The organism is Ancylobacter sp. (genome assembly GCF_965229075.1).
Classification (GTDB): domain Bacteria; phylum Pseudomonadota; class Alphaproteobacteria; order Rhizobiales; family Xanthobacteraceae; genus Ancylobacter.
In genome coordinates, this window is record NZ_CBDDIO010000002.1 from 3,536,589 (window position 1) to 3,554,925 (window position 18,337).

Sequence of the window (18,337 nt, forward strand, 5' to 3'; positions counted from 1 at the left end):
GCCGTTAGGTTGGATAAGCCGCCAACCGGCGCCCGTCGGCCTCGGGCCGGCTGATGAATGAATGAGGTTCGTGATGAGCACTGGTCCGATCGACATTGCCGATATCAAGCGCCGCATGACGGGCGCAATCTCCGTTCTCAAAACCGAGCTTTCCGGCCTGCGCACCGGCCGCGCCTCGGCCAGCCTGCTGGAGCCGATCCAGGTGGATGCCTATGGCAGCCACATGCCGCTGAATCAGGTCGCGTCTGTCAATGTGCCGGAGCCGCGCCTGCTCTCGGTGCAGGTGTGGGACCGAGGAATGGTGGCGGCGGTCGAGAAGGCCATCCGCGATTCCAATCTCGGCCTGAACCCGCAGACCGAAGGGCAGGTACTGCGTGTGCGCATCCCCGAGCTGACTCAGGATCGCCGCCAGGAACTGGTCAAGGTAGCGCATAAATATGCTGAAGCCGCGCGCGTGTCGGTGCGTCATGTGCGCCGCGACGGGCTCGACATCATCAAGAAGGCGGAAAAGGACGGCGAGATGAGCTCGGATGATCTCGACCGGCTCGCCGACCAGGTCCAGAAGGCGACGGACCAGTTCATTGCCGAGATCGATCAGGTCGTGGCCGCGAAGGAAAAGGAAATCCTCGCGGTTTGATCGGCGGGCGCCGAACAGGGCGCCATGGGGGGGGTCCGTGAACATTGCAAGGCGCGGCGAGGCCTCTGGGGCCGCCATCGAGACCGAAGGGCGCGCGGCCGCGTCGCTCTTCCCGGTGCCGCGCCATATTGCCATCATCATGGATGGCAACGGGCGATGGGCAAAGGGCCACGGCCTTCCGCGCTTCGAGGGGCATCGGCGGGGCGCCGAAGCCGTCCGCCGCACGGTGGCCGATGCCCGGGAACTCGGCATCGAGGCGCTGACCCTCTACAGCTTCTCCAGCGAGAACTGGTCGCGCCCGGAGCGGGAGATCGGCGAGCTCATGGGGCTGCTGAAGCGCTTCATCCGCTCCGATCTCAAGGAGCTTCATGCCAAGAATGTCCGCCTGCGCATCATCGGCGAGGGACATCCGACCGACAGCGAAGTGCAAGCGCTGTTCGATGAAGCACAGGCGCTGACCCGCGACAATACCGGCGTGCGCCTTACCGTGGCGTTCAACTATGGCGCGCGTGGCGAAATCGCCCGCGCGGCGCAGGCACTGGCCCGGCAGGTGGCGGCGGGCGAGTTGCGGCCCGAGGACATCACACCGGAACGTTTTGCGGAGGCGCTCGACACGGCGGGGCTACCGCCGCTCGATCTCGTCATCCGCACCAGCGGCGAGCAGCGCCTGTCGAACTTCCTGCTCTGGCAGGCGGCCTATGCCGAACTGGTCTTCCTGCCCGTGCTGTGGCCGGATTTCGATCGCGGCTGGCTGGAGCAGGCGCTCTGCGAATATCGTCGGCGCGAGCGCCGCTTCGGCGGCGTCGAAGCGGCGGAAAGCTGAGCTCTTGCGGATCGGAGAGGATTTCCTGCCGCGGCTCGCTTCGGCCCTGGTGCTGGGGCCGTTGGTGATGCTGGTCGCCGTGGCCGGCGGCTGGGCCTTCAGTGCCCTCGTCGCGCTCTCTTCCGTGATCGTGCTGTGGGAATGGCTGCGCATGATCGGCGCCAAGCCCCGCACGCCGCTGCTGGTGATCGGCGCCGCGACACTGGTCGTGGCCGTCCTGCTGCTCGCTATCCGCCCGCCGCCCGCCGCGATCGGCATTGTGGTGCTTGGCGCCATCACGGCCGCGCTGGTGGCACGTTCCAACCGCGAACGGCGGACATGGGCGCCATTCGGCGTGCTTTATGCTGGCGCGCTGGCGCTGCCGACGCTAATTCTGCGCCAGGACGGAAGCCTCGGCCTGGTGAGTCTGGTGTGGCTGCTCGCCGTGGTCTGGTCGACCGACATCGCCGCCTATTTCTGCGGTCGCCTCATCGGCGGCCCCAAGCTCTGGCCGCGCGTCAGCCCGAACAAGACCTGGGCAGGCTCGCTGGGCGGGGCTTTGTTCGGCATGCTGGCGGGAATGGCGACGCTGTACCTCGCGAGGGTCGAGACAGCCTTGCTCGCCGCCCCGGTCGCGTTGCTGGCGAGCTTTGCCAGCCAAAGCGGCGACCTGTTCGAATCGGCGATGAAGCGGCGTTTCGGCGTGAAGGATTCCAGCCATCTCATCCCCGGCCATGGTGGCCTGATGGACCGACTCGACGGTTTCATCGCGGCGGCGGCGGTGATGCTGTTGATCGGTCTGCTGCGCGCGCCGGACGCGCCCGCGCGCGGCTTCCTGCTGTGGTGAAACGGCCGGGGGCTCCCCGCGCTGCCAGCCCGCGCTGCCAGGTCGCACGCGATTCCTGCCGCAAATTCCGATATCGCGCCGCATTTTACCCACCTTCGCCTTAAACGCTCCTTATGGAACATGCGGCGCGCCCGTCGGCGTGCCTGTCTGGGAAATCGCTGATGGACTTTCTTGCCTCGATGGGCGGCACCGCGGGCTGGCTGCTCGGCTATGTCGTGCCGTTTCTGTTCGTGCTGACGATTGTCGTGTTCTTCCACGAGCTGGGCCATTTCTGGGTCGCGCGGCGGGCCGGGGTGCGGGTGGTGGCGTTCTCGATTGGCTTCGGGCCGGAGATTGTCGGCTTCAACGACCGCCACGGCACGCGTTGGAAACTCTCGGCGATTCCGCTCGGCGGCTATGTGAAGTTCCTCGGCGACGAGAACGCCGCCAGCGCCCCCGACCGTGGGGCGATCTCGCATATGAGCGAGATGGAGCGCCGCGAGAGCTTCTTCCACAAATCGGTCGGCGCCCGGGCAGCGATCGTGGCGGCGGGACCGATCGCGAATTTCATCCTGGCCATTGTCATCTTCGCCGGCCTGTTCATGACGGTCGGCCGGCAGGTGACGACGCCGCAGGTGGATGCGGTGCAGGCTGGCAGCGCCGCTGAGCGCGCCGGCTTCCAGCCGAGCGACCTCATCCTCACCATCAATGGCGCGAAGATCGACTCGTTCGGCGACATGCAGCGCGTCGTCAGCGCCAATGCCGGCGAGCCGCTCGCCATCGAGGTCGAGCGCGGCGGGCAGCGACTCACGCTCGAAGCGACGCCGGATCTGCGAGAAGTCACCGACACCTTCGGCAATGTGCACCGCATCGGCGTACTCGGCATCTCCCGCGACACCGGGGGAGGGCAGGTCCGCACCGAGCGATTCGGCCCGGTTCAGGCTGTGACCCAAGCGACGGCCGAGGTCTGGTTCATCGTCGATCGCACCTTCAGCTATCTCGGCGGCGTGGTGACCGGACGCGAGCGTGCGGACCAGCTGGGCGGCCCGATCCGCATCGCCCAGGTGTCCGGGCAGGTCGCCACCTTCGGAATCGCGGCGCTGCTGCAGCTGGCGGCGGTGCTGTCGGTGTCGATCGGACTTCTTAACCTCTTTCCTGTACCGCTACTGGATGGCGGACACCTGCTTTTCTACGGGATCGAGGCGCTGCGCGGCCGGCCGCTCAGCGAACGAGCCCAGGAGGTGGGTTTCCGCATCGGCCTGGCGCTCGTGCTGATGTTGATGCTGTTTGCAACGTGGAACGATATTCTCAATATATCAAAATCTTGACGAGGATTCGGGACGGCGTTGCCAAGCGGCCACGCCGTCCGGAAAAGGCACTGAAAGCGGCAGGTCCGGTTTGCAGGCTCTGGAAAAGTCTGTATCAAACGGAGTGCAGGGTGAGGAGTGTCGCCGGTTGCGCATCTTCGGGTGTGTCGGTGGTCGTCTCCCAGAACAACGGTAAGGTTGCGCACCAAATGGCTCGTTCCCGGTTCGTGAGTAGATTGGCGTCGGCAGTCGGCTTTGCCCTTCTTGTGGCGGTCGGCGGTGTTTCCGGTGCCGTCATGGCGCCCGGGGTGGCCATGGCTCAGTCGGCGAACTCGATAGTTGTCGAGGGGAATCAACGCGTTGATGCCGACACCATCCGCTCCTATTTCCAGACCTCGCCCGGCCAGTCGCTGACGCCGGCCAAGATCGACGAGGCGCTCAAGGGGCTCTACGCCACTGGGCTTTTCTCCGACGTCACTATCAGCAACCGCGGTGGGCGGATGGTTGTGACTGTCGTCGAGAATCAGGTGATCAACCGCGTCGCCTTTGAGGGCAACAAGAAGGTCAAGGACGACCAGCTGTCGCTCGAAGTGCAGTCCAAGGCTCGCAGCCCGCTGTCGAAGACCACGGTTCAGGCCGATACGCAGCGCATCATCGATATCTATCACCGCGCCGGCCGCTACGATGTGCGCGTCGAGCCGAAGATCATCGAGCGCGGCCAGGGTCGCGTCGATCTCGTGTTCGAGATCACCGAGGGTGACAAGCTCGGCGTGGCCGAGATCAAGTTCGTCGGCAATAAGGCCTATTCGGCCTACAAGCTGAAGGACGAGATCACCACTACCGAGACCAACTGGCTCTCCTGGCTTAAGAATTCCGACATTTACGATGTTGACCGCATCAACACCGATCAGGAACTGCTGCGCCGCTTCTATCTGAAGCACGGCTATGCCGACTTCCGCATCATTTCGGTGACCGCTGATCTGGATCGTCAGCGCGATGGCTTCGTCCTCACCTACGTGATCGACGAAGGCCCACAGTATCGCGTCGGCACCGTCGATGTCGTTTCCGGCATCAAGGATGTGGACATCAAGGATCTGCGCGCCGCTATCCGCGTGGCGCCGGGCCAGGTGTACAATGCCGAGCTGGTGGAGAAGTCGGTCGAGAACGCGACCATCGAAGTCTCCAAGGCCGGTTACGCCTTCGCCCAGGTTCGTCCGCGCGGCGATCGCAATGTCGAGACCCGTACCATCTCGCTGGTCTTCGCCGTCGAGGAAGGTCCGCGCGTCTATGTCGAGCGCATCGAAATTCGCGGCAACACCCGTACCCGTGACTGGGTCATCCGCCGCGAGTTCGATTTCGCCGAAGGTGATGCCTATAACCGCGTGCTGGTCGATCGTGCAGAACGCCGTCTGCGCAACCTCGGCTACTTCAAGGATGTGAAGATCACCAATGAGCCCGGCACGGCGCCGGACCGCATCATCCTCGTGGTGACGGTCGAGGATCAGCCCACCGGTGAGTTCTCGGTCTCTGGCGGCTATTCGACGACGGATGGCTTCATCGGCGAAGTGGCGATTTCGGAGAAGAACTTCCTCGGTCGTGGCCAGTATGTCCGTCTGGCCGGTCAGCTCGGCGAGAACGTGCAGGGCGCGGATTTCAGCTTCACCGAGCCCTACTTCCTCGATTACCGCATGGCGGCCGGCTTCGACCTGTTCTGGAAGACCACCAGCGCGACCAGCTACAGCCAGTACGATACGCAGACCGCTGGCGGCACGCTGCGCGTCGCTCTGCCCCTCACCGACGAGCTTACCCTCGGCCTGCGCTACATGCTGTCGCAGAAGGAGATTTCGGTCAGCGTCGAGGACGAGATCTACAACAACATCTCGTGGGCGCTGCTGGAGATCAATAACGAGTCCATCCTTACCTCGGCGGTCGGCTACACGATCTCCTACAACATGCTGGACAACAACAAGAACCCGTCCAACGGTTACTTGCTGGAGCTGAAGCAGGATTTCGCTGGTCTCGGTGGCGACTCTCAGTACGTGCGCACCACCTTCGACGCACGCTACTACATGCCGGTGGTCGGTGATGCGGTGCTGCTGCTGCGTGGCCAGGCGGGTAACGTCGCCGCCTGGGGTAATGAAGACCTGCGCATCACCGACAACTTCTTCAAGGGCCCCGACCTCGTCCGTGGCTTCGCCCCGAACGGTATCGGCCCGCGCGACCTTGCGTCCGGTGCCTTTGGCCAGGACATGGACGCCCTCGGCGGCACGCTGTTCTGGGGTGCGACGGCGGAAGTGCAGTTCCCGCTCTCCTTCCTGCCCAAGGATTTCGGCCTGAAGTTCGCCGTGTTCGCCGATGCCGGTTCGTTGTGGGACTATCAGGGCAACACCACCTTCCCGAACATCCCGGGTTGGCAGAACAACCTCGTCGACTGCAGCGCGTTCTCGGGTTCGAAGACGCAGGGGCTCGCCAATGTCTGCGTCGCCGACAGCGATCTGATCCGCTCCTCGGTCGGTGTCAGTCTGATCTGGGCCTCGCCCTTCGGTCCGCTGCGCTTCGACTACGCCTGGGCGCTGACCAAGGAATGGTACGACGAGGTTCAGGAGTTCCGCTTCAGCGGCGGCACCACGTTCTGATACACTCCATCTCATGAGATGCAGGGCGGTCCGGTCATCCGGGCCGCCCATGCGTTTGGGAAGTGCCACGGCAGTCGACAGGCGGCGATGAACGATCCCTTCTTCCATCCGGTGCCGGCGGCGCTGACACTGACCGAGATCGCGGCACTGGTTGCGGCGGACCTGGCGGCGCTTCCGTCCTCTGCGGCGGCGGTGCGCCTTTCCGGTGTTGCCTCGCTCGAAGAGGCGGGCCCGCACGATCTCGCCTTCATGGACGGGGCCCGCCATGTCCCCGCGCTCCACGCCACCCGCGCCGGCGCCTGCCTCGTCACCGAACGCTTCGCCGCCCATGTGCCGGCCGGCACGGTCGCGCTTCGCGTGGCCAAGCCCCATGCCGCCTTTGTCACTGTTGCCCGGCGGCTTTATGCCGGCAGCCTGCAGCCGGGCTCGATGTTCGGCCAGGCCGGCGTCGCCGCGGGCGCCATGGTCCACCCGCAGGCGCGGCTGGAAGCGGATGTGACAGTCGATCCCGGTGCGGTGATCGGGGCCGGGGCGGAAGTCGGCACGGGCACGGTGATCGCGGCTGGCGCCGTGATCGGGCAGGGGGTGCGCATCGGCCGTCACTGCTCTATCGGCGCCGGCGTCACGCTGCAGCACACATTGGTCGGCGATCGCGTCATCATCCATCCCGGCGCCCGTATCGGCCAAGATGGGTTCGGCTATGTCGGCGGCGCCAAGGGGCACGCCAAGATTCCGCAGATCGCCCGCGTCATCCTGCAGGACGATGTCGAGATCGGCGCCTCCACCACCATCGACCGTGGCGGCCTGCGCGATACGGTGATCGGCGAGGGGACCAAGATCGACAATCTGGTGCAGATCGCGCACAACGTGGTCATCGGGCGACACTGCATCGTGGTCTCGCAGGCCGGCATCGCCGGCAGCGCGACCCTGGGCGATTTCGTCATGCTGGGCGGGCAGGTCGGTGTCATCGGCCATGTCCATATCGGCGACGGCGCGCGCATCGCCGCGTCGAGCAATGTGAAGGACGACGTGCCGCCGGGTGTCGAATGGGGGGGCTCTCCCGCCAAGCCGATGCGCGACTGGTTCCGCGAGGTGATGGCGGTCCAGCGCCTCGGGCGCGGCGAAATCGGCGCCCGTCGCGGCGAACAACAGGGGCAATGAAGGAATGGACGTGCAGGTCGAAGCCGCAGTCGAGCCGACAGCGCTCGGCACCGCCGATATCAAGCGCATTCTGGCGGCTCTGCCGCACCGTTATCCGTTTCTGCTGGTCGACAAGATCGTCGGCATCGAAGGCGACCGGAAGGCGATCGGCATCAAGAACGTTACCGCCAATGAGCCGCATTTCCAGGGCCATTTCCCGGACAATCCGGTTATGCCCGGCGTGCTCATTCTCGAGGGCATGGCCCAGACTGCCGGCAGCATCTGCCTGCTGAACCGGCCGGAAGACGGCGCACCGTCGCTCGTCTATTTCATGACCATCGACAAGGCGAAGTTCCGCAAGCCGGTGGTGCCGGGCGACGTGCTCGAATATCACATGACGCAGATGTCCAAGCGGCGGAACATGTGGTGGTTCCGTGGCGAGGCGAAGGTCGACGGCCAGATCGTCGCCGAGGCCGAGGTGGGCGCGATGATCGCCCGCGAGGGACGTAAATGACCGTTTCCGAGGCGAAGATTGACCCGTTGGCGCGCGTGGAAGCGGGTGCCGTTCTCGGCGCCGGCGTCGAGATCGGTCCGTTCTGCACCGTGGGTCCGCATGTGGTGCTGGGCGAGGGCGTCAAGCTGCTCTCGCATGTCGCCGTCAGCGGCCACACCACGCTTGGCGCGGGAACGGTCGTCCATCCCTTCGCCGCGCTCGGCTCGGCGCCGCAGTCGCTCGGCTATAAGGGCGAGCCGACGAAGCTGGTGATCGGTCGCGACTGCATCATCCGCGAACATGTGACGATGAACACCGGCACCGCCAACGGCCATGGGGAAACGGTGGTCGGCGACAATTGCTTCTTCATGGTCAACGCCCATGTCGCGCATGACTGCATCGTCGGCAACCATGTGATCTTCGCCAATAACGCGACCCTCGCCGGCCATGTCACGGTCGGCAACAATGTCTTCCTTGGCGGCCTGTCGGCGGTGCATCAGTTCGTGCGCATCGGCGACAATGCCATTGTCGGCGGGCTGTGCGGGCTGCAGCACGATCTCATTCCCTTCGGCGCGCTGATCTATGGCCGCAGCGGGCTCGGCGGGCTCAACATCATCGGCATGAAGCGGCGCGGCCTCACCCGGCCGCAGATCCACGCGCTGCGTGCCGCCTATCGCGAGCTGTTCTATTCCGGCGGCACGCTGGCCGAGCGGGTGGAGCGCGTCGCCGGGCACTATGGCGACGATGCCAATGTGATGCAGGTGGTCGATTTCGTGCGCAGCGGCGCCAAGCGTCGCTTGATCGTTCCCAGCGATGCGGCCGACCATGGCGCCGAACCCGACGCCGCCTGAGGCGCCGTCCCGGGAGGTGGAGAGCGCCGCGCCGCTGGCGATCATCTGCGGCGGCGGTACATTTCCCCTCGCCGTGGCGGAAGGTGCGCTCAGGGCCGGGCGCCCGGTGGTGCTGTTCCCGGTGCGGGGCTTTGCCGACGCGGATTTCGCTGCCTGGCCGCATGAATGGGTGTCGCTGGGCGGTTTCGGTTTTCTAAAGCGCGAGATGCGCCGCCGCGGCTGCCGCGATGTGGTGTTCATTGGCAATGTGCTGCGTCCGCGCATCCGCGATCTCCGGCTCGACTGGGCGACGCTGCGGCTGATGCCGCGGGTGCTTCGTCTGTTTCGCGGCGGTGACGATTTCCTGCTCACCGGCCTTGGGCGGTTGATGGAGGAGTCCGGCTTCCGCCTCGTCGGCGCGCATGAGGTGGCGCCGGAAATCCTCATGCCGGCGGGCCAGCTCGGCGCGGTCGCGCCGGATGCGGCGGCGCGCGCCGATATCGCCCGTGGGCGCGAGGCGCTCGCGGTGATGGGGCCGCTCGACATCGGCCAGGGACTGGTGGTGATGAACCGCCATGTGGTGGCAGTCGAGGCGGCCGAAGGCACCGATCTCATGCTGGCGAGGGTGTCGGAGCTACGGGGTAATGGCCGGGTCAAGATGCCCGCGCGTTGCGGGGTGCTGGTGAAGCGCCCGAAGGCGGGGCAGGATCGACGGATCGACCTGCCGTCGCTCGGTGCGCGCACAGTGGAGGGCGCGGTGCGCGCAGGGCTGGCCGGCATCGCGGTTGAGGCCGGCGGCGTCATCGTCGCCGACGGTGCGGAACTGATCCGCCGCGCGGATGAGGCGGGGCTCTTCATCCTCGGCTTCGAGCCTGGCGATGGAGGCACCTCATGAGCGGCCAAGCGCCGCTCGATGTGTTCATCGTCGCGGGCGAGGAATCGGGTGACGTGCTCGGCGCCGGGCTTCTGGCGGAGCTGAAGGCACTGCATGCGCGTGATGTGCGCTTTCGCGGCGTCGGTGGCGCGCGCATGCAGGGACAGGGGCTTGTGCCGCTCTTCCCCATGGAGGAGATCACGGCGATGGGCTTCGCGCAGGTCGTGGCCGGTCTGCCGCGCATCCTCCGGCGGATGGGCGAGACGGTGGGCGCCATCGTGGCCAGGCCACCGGATGTGCTGGTGCTGGTCGATGCTCCGGACTTCACCCACCGTGTCGCCCGCAAGGTGCGTAAGCGCCTGCCGGAGTTGCCGATCGTCAAATATGTCGCCCCGACGGTCTGGGTCTGGCGACCCGGCCGCGCGCGGGCGATGGCGCCGCATGTCGATCGGGTGTTGGCGCTGCTCCCGTTCGAGCCGGAGGTGATGCACGCGCTTGGCGGGCCGCCGACCACCTATGTCGGCCATCCCCTGCTCGGTGAACTCGCCAGCTTGCGGCCGGATGCGGCGGAGGCCGCCCGCCGTGCCGCGTCCCCGCCCGTGCTGCTGGTACTGCCCGGCAGCCGGCGCTCGGAGCTGGCGCGGCTTGGCGCGACTTTCGGTGAGGTTCTGGAGCGGCTGAGGGCCGAGGTGCCGGATATCGAGCCGGTGCTGCCGACCTTGCCGGCCCGGCGGGCGCAGGTCGAGGCGATAGTGGCCTCCTGGGCGGTGAAGCCACGGATCGTCGTCAGCGATGAGGAGAAGCGTGCGGCCTTCCGCATTGCCCGCGCGGCGCTGGCGGCGTCGGGCACGGTGACGCTGGAGCTCGCGCTGGCGGGCGTGCCGACCGTTGCCGCCTACCGCGTGCCATGGCTGGAAGGGCGTATCGCGCCCTTCATCATCCGGGTGAAGACGGCGATCCTGCCCAATCTCATTCTCGATGAGCCGGCTATGCCGGAATATCTGCAATGGCACATCGACCCGCCGGCCATGGCCGCGCAGCTGGCGCGGCTGATCGTCGGCGGGCCGGAGCGTGAGGCGCAGCTTGCCGCCTTTGCGCGGCTCGATGCGGTCTTGGGCGAGGGGGGCGAACCGCCGAGCCGGCGCGCGGCGCGGGCGGTGCTGGAGACGCTGGCGCAGCGACGTCGCGTGGCCTGATCAGGCATGAACTCGGCATTGAAAAACCCCGCCTTCCAGACCGGAAGGCGGGGTTTTCGTCGGTCGTCTCAGAGCCGAGGCGCTGCCGTCACTTGCGGCGGGCGATCGGCACGTAGTCGCGCTGCGTGGCGCCGGTGTAGAGCTGGCGCGGACGACCGATGCGCTGGCTCGGGTCCTCGATCATCTCCTTCCACTGGCCGATCCAGCCCACGGTGCGGGCGAGGGCGAACAGCACGGTGAACATGGACGTGGGGAAGCCGAGGGCGCGCAGGGTGATGCCCGAGTAGAAGTCGATATTCGGGTAGAGCTTGCGCTCGACGAAATACTCGTCCTGCAGCGCGATGCGCTCCAGTTCCACGGCGATGTCGAGCAGCGGGTCGTCCTTGATGCCGAGTTCGCCGAGCACCTCATGGCAGGTGCGCTGCATGATCTTGGCGCGCGGATCGTAGTTCTTGTACACGCGATGGCCGAAGCCCATCAGGCGGAACGGGTCGTTCTTGTCCTTGGCGCGGTTGATGAACTCGGGGATGCGGTCCACCGAGCCGATCTCGCCGAGCATCTTCAGCGCCGCCTCGTTGGCGCCGCCATGCGCCGGTCCCCAGAGGCAGGCAATGCCGGCGGCGATGCAGGCAAAGGGATTGGCACCCGACGAGCCGGCGAGGCGCACGGTCGAGGTCGAGGCGTTCTGCTCGTGGTCGGCGTGGAGGATGAAGATGCGGTCGATCGCGCGCGAAAGGATCGGATTGACCTTGTACTCCTCGCAGGGGACCGAAAAGCACATGCGCAGGAAGTTGGAGGCGTAGTCGAGGTCGTTCTTAGGGTACACGAAGGGCTGGCCAATCGAGTACTTGTAGGCCATGGCCGCCAGCGTCGGGATCTTCGCGATCATCCGGATCGAGGCGATCATGCGCTGCTGCGGATCGGAAATGTCGGTGCTGTCGTGGTAGAAGGCGGACAATGCGCCGACCGAGGCCACCAGCACAGACATGGGATGCGCGTCGCGACGGAAGCCGTGGAAGAACCGGCTCATCTGCTCATGCACCATGGTGTGGCGCGTGACGCGGTAATCGAAATCCGCCTTCTGGGCGGCGGTCGGCAGCTCCCCATAGAGCAGCAGGTAGCAGGTTTCGAGGAAGTCGCTTTCGGCCAGCTGTTCGATGGGGTAGCCGCGATAGAGCAGGATGCCCTCGTCGCCATCGATATAGGTGATCTGGCTTTCGCAGGAGGCGGTGGAGGTGAAGCCGGGATCGTAGGTGAATTTGCCGGTCTGCGCGTAGAGCTTGGCGATATCGATCACGTCAGGACCGATCGTCCCGTTCAGGATCGGCAGCTCCCAGCTTTCATCGCCAATGGTGAGCGTGGCGGATTTTGGCGCGTTGCTTTGGCTGGCGTCCATGCGGGTCTCCCTGAACCTAGGAACGAACGGATCTGAAACGGATCGCGTCTTGGCGAGGGGCCGCGCCTGCCGTTTGGCGCTGTGCGTAGGAGACGGAGGGTGTCTCGCTGCGGCCCATGGTCAAAGTCGTAGCGGTTTCGATCCGCCCTCGCAAGCGCAGCGAAAACGCTGCCGCAATGCGGCCGCCGGGCGGGCGCGAACCCTTGCGCCCGCGCTTCCGCCATGTGCTAGAACGGTTTCTTACGCCTGTGCGTCGGCGCCAGTCTGGTCGGCGATGCGGGCCAGCGACTCCTCCCGGCCGAGCACGGCGAGCACGTCGAAAATGCCGGGCGAGGTGGTCTTGCCGGTCACCGCCGCGCGCAGCGGCTGCGCCAGCATGCCGAGCTTGACGCCCTGCGCTTCCGCCACCGCCCGCACCGCCGCTTCCGTCTCCGCCGCATTCCACGTCCCCACCGCGGCGAGCTGAACGGACGCCGCCGCCAGCAGGCGGCGCGCCTCCTCGGTCAGCAGCGCCTGCGCCTTTTCTTCCAGCGGCAGCGGGCGGGCGCGCCAGATATAGGCGGCGCTTTCAATGAGTTCGATCAGCGTCTTGGCGCGCTCCTTCAGCCCCGGCATGGCGGCGAGCAACTGTGCGCGGCGCTCGGGCGTGAGCGCGGCGGCAATGGTGGCGCCCTCGGGAATATGCGGCAGCAGCGTGTCGATGGCCGCGATCAGCTCGGCATCGGGGGTGGAGCGGATATAGAGGCCATTGATGTTCTCCAGCTTGGCGAAGTCGAAACGCGCCGCCGAGCGGCCGACGCGGTCGAGATCGAACAGCTGTGCCATCTCCTCGGTGGAGAAGATCTCCTGGTCGCCATGGCTCCAGCCGAGGCGGACGAGATAGTTGCGCAGCGCGGCCGGCAGGTAGCCCATCGCGCGGTAGGCATCGACGCCGAGCGCGCCATGGCGCTTGGAGAGCTTGGCCCCGTCCGGCCCGTGGATCAGCGGGATGTGTGCCATCTTCGGCACCTCCCAGCCCAGCGCATGGTAGATCTGCGTCTGGCGCGCAGCATTGGTGAGGTGGTCGTCGCCGCGGATGATGTGGGTGACGTTCATATCGTGGTCGTCCACCACCACCGAGAGCATATAGGTCGGCGTACCATCGGAGCGCAGCAGCACCAGGTCGTCGAGGTCCTTGTTCGGAATCACCACCCGGCCCTGCACGAGATCGTCGATGACGGTCTCGCCCTCGGTCGGCGCCTTCAGGCGGAACACCGGCTTGCGATCGGCGGGCGCTTCGGCGGGGTCGCGGTCGCGCCAGCGGCCGTCATAGCGCGGCGGACGGCCTTCCCTCCGGGCGGTTTCGCGCATCTCCTCCAGTTCCGCCGCGCTGGCGTAGCAGGGATAGGCGCGGCCGGCGGCGATCATCTGCTCCACCGCCTCGCGGTGCCGCTCGGCGCGGGCGAACTGGTAGATCACCTCTCCCGCCCAATCGATGCCGAGCCATTTCAGCCCGTCGATAATGGCGTCGATCGCTTCCGGCGTGGAGCGCTGACGGTCCGTGTCTTCGATGCGCAGCAGCATGGTGCCGCCCTTGGCGCGGGCATAGAGCCAATTGAACAGCGCGGTGCGGGCGCCGCCAATATGCAGGAAGCCGGTGGGCGAGGGGGCGAAGCGGGTAACGACGGTCTCGGACATATTTCTTCCGTCTGCGCCGCAGGGCGGCGTCGAAGCATGGCGGGCGCGGAGCGTGCGTGTACCATAGGTCGGCGACACGGGAAAAGCGCGCAGGGGCCTTGGGGGGATGCAGCGGCCGCCGGAACGGGAACCGCGAGACGGGCCGCGCGCGCGAGCCCGGGCGGCGGTGCTCGGCGCGGCGGGTGCGCGCGGGCAGCCGGCGGCGGGCTGGCTTCCCGATCTCTCCCTCGCCGGGCTCTGGCAGGCGCTCGCCGCGGCGCTGGCGCGCGAACTCGACGACCGGCGCGGCTTTCTTTTCCTCCCCATCGGCTTTGCCGCCGGCGCGGCGCTGTATTTCGCCGCGCCGCATGAGCCACTCGCTTCCGCCGGCTGGGTGCCGGCCCTCGGCTTTCTCGGGCTTGCGGTGCTGGCACGCGCCCGACCCTTCGCCTTTCATCTCTTCGCCCTGCTCGCTGTGGTCGCCGCCGGCTTCGCGGTGGCGGCGTTGCAGGTGCAGCTCATGGCGCATCCGGTCCTTTCCACGACGGTCAACGCGGTGGAGGTCAGCGGCTATGTCGAAGCGGCGGAACTTCGCCCGCGCGGCAGCCGGATCACCCTCGCCGTCACCCGTCTGGAGCGCCCGCGCACCGATCCGCCGAGGCGGGTGCGGGTGACGCTAGCGGGGCGGGAGCCGCCGGCCGTGGGCAGCCATGTGACGCTGCGGGCGACGCTCGCCCCGCCGCCAGGCCCGTCCTATCCCGGCGGCTTCGATTTCGGCCGGGCGATCTGGCTCGATGGCATCGGCGCGACCGGCTACGTGCTCGGAAGGCCGCAGCTGACGCCGGCCCTCGGCCCGCCGCCGCCGCCGGGGCTGGCGCTCACCACCTGGCTCGACGGCACCCGCCGCGCCATCGCCGCCCGCATCCATGCGACGCTGCCGGGGGAGGAGGGGGGCGTGGCCGTCGCGCTGGTCACCGGGCTGCGCGACGCGGTGCCGGAGTCGATCGAGGAAAGCATGCGCATTTCCGGCCTGTCGCATGTGCTGTCGATCTCCGGCCTGCATATGGCGCTCGTGGCGAGCTCGGTGTTCTTCCTCGCCCGGGCGCTGCTGGCGCTGGTGCCGGAATTCGCGCTCTACCGGCCGATCAAGGCCTGGGCGGCGCTGCCGGCCATGGCCTCGGCGAGCTTCTACCTGCTGCTGTCCGGTGCCGAGGTGCCGACCCAGCGCGCCTATGTGATGACGCTGCTGGTGCTGGGCGGTATCGTGCTCGGGCGACCGGCACTGACCGTGCGGACATTGGCGCTGGCGGCATTGGCCCTGCTGGCGCTCTCGCCCCGGGCGGTGCTCGATCCCGGCGCGCAGATGTCGTTCGCCGCCACGCTAGGGCTGGTCGCCGCCTATGAGCGCTTCGGCTATCTCCTCACCACTGTTCCCGCGCGGACGGGCCGGTGGATGGGCGTGCCGGCACGCCATGTCGTGGGGCTGGTGCTGGCCTCGCTGGCGGCGGGGCTGGCGACGGCGCCTTATGCCGCCTATCGTTTTCAGCGACTGGCACCGCTCAGCCTGCTGGCCAATCTCGGTGCTGCGCCGGTCGTGTCGTTCATCGTCATGCCGGCGGGCCTCGCCGGGGCGGTTCTGATTCCGTTCGGCTGGGATGATCCGGCGTGGCGGCTGATGGGCTGGGGCCTTGCCCGCATGCGCGACATTTCCGACCTTGTCGCCGCGCTGCCCGGCGCGGATCGCGGTGTGCCGGCGATGCCGGTGGCGAGCCTGGTGCTGATCAGCCTCGGGCTGGCCGTGCTCTGCCTCGCCCGCACCCGTCTGGTGGTGCTGGCGCCGGCGCTGGCCGCCTCAGGTCTCGCCATCGCCGCGACGGCGCCGCGTCCCGACCTCTATGTCGATACGGAGGCGCGAACCGTCGCGGTGCGGGGGAGGGACGGCGCGCTCGCGGTGATGGGCGATCGTGACAGCGGCGTGGGCGGCCGCTTCGCGGTGGAGCAATGGCTGAGCGCGGATGGCGCGCGGTCACGCTTCGGCGCGAAGGGCCTCACGACCGCCGCCGCCTGCGATCCGCTCGGCTGTACCCTCGCTTTGCCGGATGGCCGATTGGTGGCCCTGTCGCGCGACCGGGAGTCGCTGGAGGATGATTGCCGCCTTGCGGCCGTGCTGGTGACGCCCTTCGCGCCGCCGCTGAACTGCGCGGCGACAGTGATCTACCGCGACCCGCGAACCTCTGTGGGCGGCGTCACGGGCACGCTGCGGCCGGATGGTGGCCTCACCCTCGCCTTTGCCCGCGCCGCACCGGGTACACGGCCCTGGGAGCCGAAAGCCACGTCGCCGCCAAAGCCGGCCCGCCAACCCGCTGCTGCCGCGGGCGCCTTGCGGCAAGGGTCTGCTTCCCGCTCACCCGCCGATCCCTCGATGGTCGGCGCCGACACCGCTGCTGCTGGTCCGCTCGCCGCAGACGACGACGGGCCACCGGCCGCCGACGCCGCTCAGTAACGCCGGAAAAGCCCCACCAGCTTGCCCTGGATGCGAACCCGGTCAGGGCCGAAAATCCGAGTCTCATAGGCGGGGTTGGCGGCTTCCAGCGCCACCGAGGCGCCCTTGCGGCGCAGGCGCTTGAGAGTCGCTTCCTCATCGTCGATCAGCGCGACGACGATCTCGCCGGTGCTGGCGGCGTCGCATTTGCGGATCAGCGCCAGGTCGCCGTCGAGAATGCCGGCCTCGATCATCGAATCACCGCGCACTTCCAGCGCGAAATGCTCCCCGCCCGACAGCATCTCCGGCGGCATGCTGATGGTGTGGTCGCGCGACTGGATGGCGGAGATCGGCGTGCCGGCGGCGATGCGGCCCATGACGGGGATCGGCACCACGCGCCGCTCCGAATCGTCGTCGGAGGGTGGGCGTACCTTGCCGAGATTTCCCTCGATCACATTGGGCGAGAAGGGGCGGGCGGGCTTGGGCGGCTGCGCGTCTTCCGGCAGGCGCACCACTTCCAGCGCCCGCGCCCGGTTTGGCAGGCGACGAATGAAGCCGCGCTCCTCCAGGGCCGTGATCAGCCGGTGGATGCCGGACTTCGACCGGAGGTCCAACGCCTCCTTCATCTCCTCGAAGGAGGGGGGCACGCCGTCCTTCTGGAGGCGTTCATTGATGAACAGAAGCAGCTCATGCTGTTTTCGGGTGAGCATCAAGACAACCCCGTCTGCCGGACGGCGCCGGAACGAAACAAATCACGAACAAAGACTAGCCGTTCTTATTGTGTTCCACAATGGGTAAAGAGAGGCTAAATACCTCCGGCACCGCCATTGGTGCGCATCGGCGCGTCTCCTCGCGTCGTCACAGTGTCTGGGCGTATTGCTCATAGGCATCGTGAACGATGGCGATATGGTCGCGCATGGCGCTCGCCGCGCCGTCGCGGTCGCCGCGCAGAACGGCGGTGGTCACCCGGTCGTGTTCGGCATGTGAGAGCGCGAGGCGGCCGAGCGCGCGGAACTGCGCGCGGCGGAACGGAGACAGGCGCCGGCGTGTGCCGAGCGTCAGTTCGATCAGATAATCGTTGTGGCTGCCGGCATAGACCGAGGTGTGGAACAGTTCATTGGCCTCGCGATAGGCGGCGAAATCGCCCAGCCGCATGAGTTCGCCCATTTCGGCGTGCAGCTGTTCCAGCTGGCGACGCTCGGGCGGCGCCATCTTGAGCGCGCACAGGCCGGCGCACAGCGCTTCCAACTCGGCCATTACCTCGAACATGTTCTGAAGCCGCGCGACGCTGGGGCGCGCCACCACGGCGCCGCGATGCGGGCGCGCCTCCACAAGGCCGGAGGCGACGAGTTCGCGCAGCGCCTCGCGCACCGGGGTGCGCGACACGCCGAAGCGGGCAGCGAGCGCGGTTTCATCGAGCGCCGAGCCGGGCGGCAGCGTGCCACGGGTGATCTCGTCGGCAAGCTGCATGCGCAGTTCCTCGGCGCGCGTCGTGCGCCCCGGCCGGCCCGGCGCCGGTCGGGAGGGGGAGGCGGGCCGATCGAGCGGCAGGCGGACAGGCAGCACCGACATGAGCGAACACACGACCGACAGGCTCGCCCGAATGCCGGGCGGCCATCGCATGTGTAGCCGCCGCGCCGGGCTTCACCAAGGGCTCAGAGAGGGTCGTCGATCACGCTGACATGGGCAGCCACCACTTTCCACCCCTCCGGCGTGCGCATCCAGGTCTGCATCTGCCGGCCGACCCGCCCCGGCGCGGTCTCCCGCCGGAACAGGGTAGAGGCCACCGCCATGTCGCGGCCATAGGTGGTGATCACCGTGCCGTCGAGCGTCCGTTCCAGCCCGGCCGGCGAGCGGGCGGCGCGGAAGGCGCGGATCGCCGCGATGCCGTAGAGATTCTCGCCGCCGCCATAGCGCAGGGTGCGGGCATTGTCCCAGAACAGCGCGTCGAGTTCGGCGACATCATTGGCCACGAGTGCCCGCTCATAGCGCTCGAAGACGGCGCGGACTTCGGCCATCACCTCGGGAAGATCGATGTCCATGCGCAGCCCCTATTTCGCCA

General features: G+C 67.5%; 16 protein-coding genes. 11 read left to right on the plus strand and 5 right to left on the minus strand.

Features of this window, described 5'->3' with window-relative positions; genetic code table 11:
- The first annotated feature begins 73 nt into the window (after positions 1 to 73).
- From frr to lpxB, 10 genes are all read left to right on the plus strand, one after another.
- Positions 74 to 637 (plus strand): ribosome recycling factor, encoded by a 564-nt coding sequence (gene frr / locus ACO07Z_RS22415; RefSeq protein ID WP_421700712.1) that lies wholly within the window; start codon positions 74 to 76, stop codon positions 635 to 637.
- A 115-nt stretch (positions 638 to 752) separates the two neighbouring features.
- On the plus strand, positions 753 to 1,460 hold the full coding sequence (locus ACO07Z_RS22420) for an isoprenyl transferase (RefSeq protein WP_421700865.1): 708 nt from the start codon (positions 753 to 755) through the stop codon (positions 1,458 to 1,460).
- Between the two features lie 4 nt (positions 1,461 to 1,464).
- Entirely contained in the window at positions 1,465 to 2,286 is an 822-nt protein-coding gene (locus ACO07Z_RS22425; protein ID WP_421700713.1) for a phosphatidate cytidylyltransferase, read from the plus strand.
- Between the two features lie 161 nt (positions 2,287 to 2,447).
- Positions 2,448 to 3,593, plus strand: a complete 1,146-nt coding sequence (gene rseP, locus ACO07Z_RS22430; protein ID WP_421700714.1) for an RIP metalloprotease RseP — start codon at positions 2,448 to 2,450, stop codon at positions 3,591 to 3,593.
- Positions 3,594 to 3,781: 188 nt separating this feature from the next.
- A complete protein-coding gene (gene bamA, locus ACO07Z_RS22435) occupies positions 3,782 to 6,208 on the plus strand; it encodes an outer membrane protein assembly factor BamA (RefSeq protein WP_421700715.1) in 2,427 nt (808 codons plus the stop codon).
- Positions 6,209 to 6,295: 87 nt separating this feature from the next.
- Positions 6,296 to 7,369, plus strand: a complete 1,074-nt coding sequence (gene lpxD / locus ACO07Z_RS22440) for a UDP-3-O-(3-hydroxymyristoyl)glucosamine N-acyltransferase (RefSeq protein ID WP_421700716.1) — start codon at positions 6,296 to 6,298, stop codon at positions 7,367 to 7,369.
- 4 nt (positions 7,370 to 7,373) lie between these two features.
- Positions 7,374 to 7,862, plus strand: a complete 489-nt coding sequence (gene fabZ / locus ACO07Z_RS22445) for a 3-hydroxyacyl-ACP dehydratase FabZ (RefSeq protein WP_244376415.1) — start codon at positions 7,374 to 7,376, stop codon at positions 7,860 to 7,862.
- Positions 7,859 to 8,692: an acyl-ACP--UDP-N-acetylglucosamine O-acyltransferase gene (gene lpxA, locus ACO07Z_RS22450; protein ID WP_421700717.1), complete on the plus strand. Its 834-nt coding sequence runs from the start codon at positions 7,859 to 7,861 to the stop codon at positions 8,690 to 8,692. Before fabZ ends, lpxA begins: the two co-directional genes overlap by 4 nt.
- On the plus strand, positions 8,667 to 9,566 hold the full coding sequence (locus ACO07Z_RS22455) for an LpxI family protein (RefSeq protein WP_421700718.1): 900 nt from the start codon (positions 8,667 to 8,669) through the stop codon (positions 9,564 to 9,566). The genes lpxA and ACO07Z_RS22455 overlap by 26 nt, the downstream gene beginning before the upstream one ends.
- A complete protein-coding gene (gene lpxB, locus ACO07Z_RS22460) occupies positions 9,563 to 10,741 on the plus strand; it encodes a lipid-A-disaccharide synthase (protein ID WP_421700719.1) in 1,179 nt (392 codons plus the stop codon). Before ACO07Z_RS22455 ends, lpxB begins: the two co-directional genes overlap by 4 nt.
- 88 nt (positions 10,742 to 10,829) lie before the next feature.
- On the opposite strand, the gene gltA is transcribed toward lpxB, so the two are convergent.
- Together gltA and gltX are read right to left on the minus strand one after the other, a co-directional pair.
- The gene (gltA, locus tag ACO07Z_RS22465) at positions 10,830 to 12,137 is read right to left on the minus strand and encodes a citrate synthase (protein WP_307018028.1); all 1,308 of its coding nucleotides are present in this window, start codon (positions 12,135 to 12,137) and stop codon (positions 10,830 to 10,832) included.
- A gap of 240 nt (positions 12,138 to 12,377) precedes the next feature.
- Positions 12,378 to 13,814 carry a glutamate--tRNA ligase gene (gene gltX, locus ACO07Z_RS22470; RefSeq protein ID WP_421700720.1) on the minus strand — a complete coding sequence of 479 codons (1,437 nt, stop codon included), beginning with the start codon at positions 13,812 to 13,814 and terminating at the stop codon, positions 12,378 to 12,380.
- A gap of 166 nt (positions 13,815 to 13,980) precedes the next feature.
- Between gltX and ACO07Z_RS22475 the strand changes: the two genes are divergently transcribed.
- Entirely contained in the window at positions 13,981 to 16,296 is a 2,316-nt protein-coding gene (locus ACO07Z_RS22475; protein WP_421700721.1) for a ComEC/Rec2 family competence protein, read from the plus strand.
- On the opposite strand, the gene lexA is transcribed toward ACO07Z_RS22475, so the two are convergent.
- The 3 genes from lexA to hpxZ all read right to left on the minus strand — a co-directional run bounded on the left by lexA (position 16,290) and on the right by hpxZ (position 18,317).
- Positions 16,290 to 16,985 carry a transcriptional repressor LexA gene (lexA, locus tag ACO07Z_RS22480; RefSeq protein ID WP_244376422.1) on the minus strand — a complete coding sequence of 232 codons (696 nt, stop codon included), beginning with the start codon at positions 16,983 to 16,985 and terminating at the stop codon, positions 16,290 to 16,292. The genes ACO07Z_RS22475 and lexA overlap by 7 nt on opposite strands.
- 148 nt (positions 16,986 to 17,133) lie before the next feature.
- Entirely contained in the window at positions 17,134 to 17,847 is a 714-nt protein-coding gene (locus tag ACO07Z_RS22485) for a GntR family transcriptional regulator (RefSeq protein WP_421700722.1), read from the minus strand.
- An 83-nt stretch (positions 17,848 to 17,930) separates the two neighbouring features.
- Complete coding sequence (gene hpxZ, locus ACO07Z_RS22490) at positions 17,931 to 18,317, minus strand: oxalurate catabolism protein HpxZ (protein WP_421700723.1); 387 nt, start codon at positions 18,315 to 18,317, stop codon at positions 17,931 to 17,933.
- Positions 18,318 to 18,337 lie beyond the last annotated feature (20 nt).

What these genes read in the sequence shown, in the direction of transcription:
- lpxB (WP_421700719.1), top strand. Translation starts at nt 9,563, where the DNA reads ATGAGCGGCCAAGCGCCGCTCGATGTGTTCATCGTCGCGGGCGAGGAA.
- bamA (WP_421700715.1), top strand. Translation starts at nt 3,782, where the DNA reads ATGGCTCGTTCCCGGTTCGTGAGTAGATTGGCGTCGGCAGTCGGCTTT.
- rseP (WP_421700714.1), top strand. Translation starts at nt 2,448, where the DNA reads ATGGACTTTCTTGCCTCGATGGGCGGCACCGCGGGCTGGCTGCTCGGC.
- fabZ (WP_244376415.1), top strand. Translation starts at nt 7,374, where the DNA reads ATGGACGTGCAGGTCGAAGCCGCAGTCGAGCCGACAGCGCTCGGCACC.
- lpxA (WP_421700717.1), top strand. Translation starts at nt 7,859, where the DNA reads ATGACCGTTTCCGAGGCGAAGATTGACCCGTTGGCGCGCGTGGAAGCG.
- gltX (WP_421700720.1), bottom strand. Translation starts at nt 13,814, where the DNA reads ATGTCCGAGACCGTCGTTACCCGCTTCGCCCCCTCGCCCACCGGCTTC.
- lexA (WP_244376422.1), bottom strand. Translation starts at nt 16,985, where the DNA reads ATGCTCACCCGAAAACAGCATGAGCTGCTTCTGTTCATCAATGAACGC.
- gltA (WP_307018028.1), bottom strand. Translation starts at nt 12,137, where the DNA reads ATGGACGCCAGCCAAAGCAACGCGCCAAAATCCGCCACGCTCACCATT.
- hpxZ (WP_421700723.1), bottom strand. Translation starts at nt 18,317, where the DNA reads ATGGACATCGATCTTCCCGAGGTGATGGCCGAAGTCCGCGCCGTCTTC.
- ACO07Z_RS22485 (WP_421700722.1), bottom strand. Translation starts at nt 17,847, where the DNA reads ATGTCGGTGCTGCCTGTCCGCCTGCCGCTCGATCGGCCCGCCTCCCCC.
- frr (WP_421700712.1), top strand. Translation starts at nt 74, where the DNA reads ATGAGCACTGGTCCGATCGACATTGCCGATATCAAGCGCCGCATGACG.
- lpxD (WP_421700716.1), top strand. Translation starts at nt 6,296, where the DNA reads ATGAACGATCCCTTCTTCCATCCGGTGCCGGCGGCGCTGACACTGACC.
- ACO07Z_RS22455 (WP_421700718.1), top strand. Translation starts at nt 8,667, where the DNA reads ATGGCGCCGAACCCGACGCCGCCTGAGGCGCCGTCCCGGGAGGTGGAG.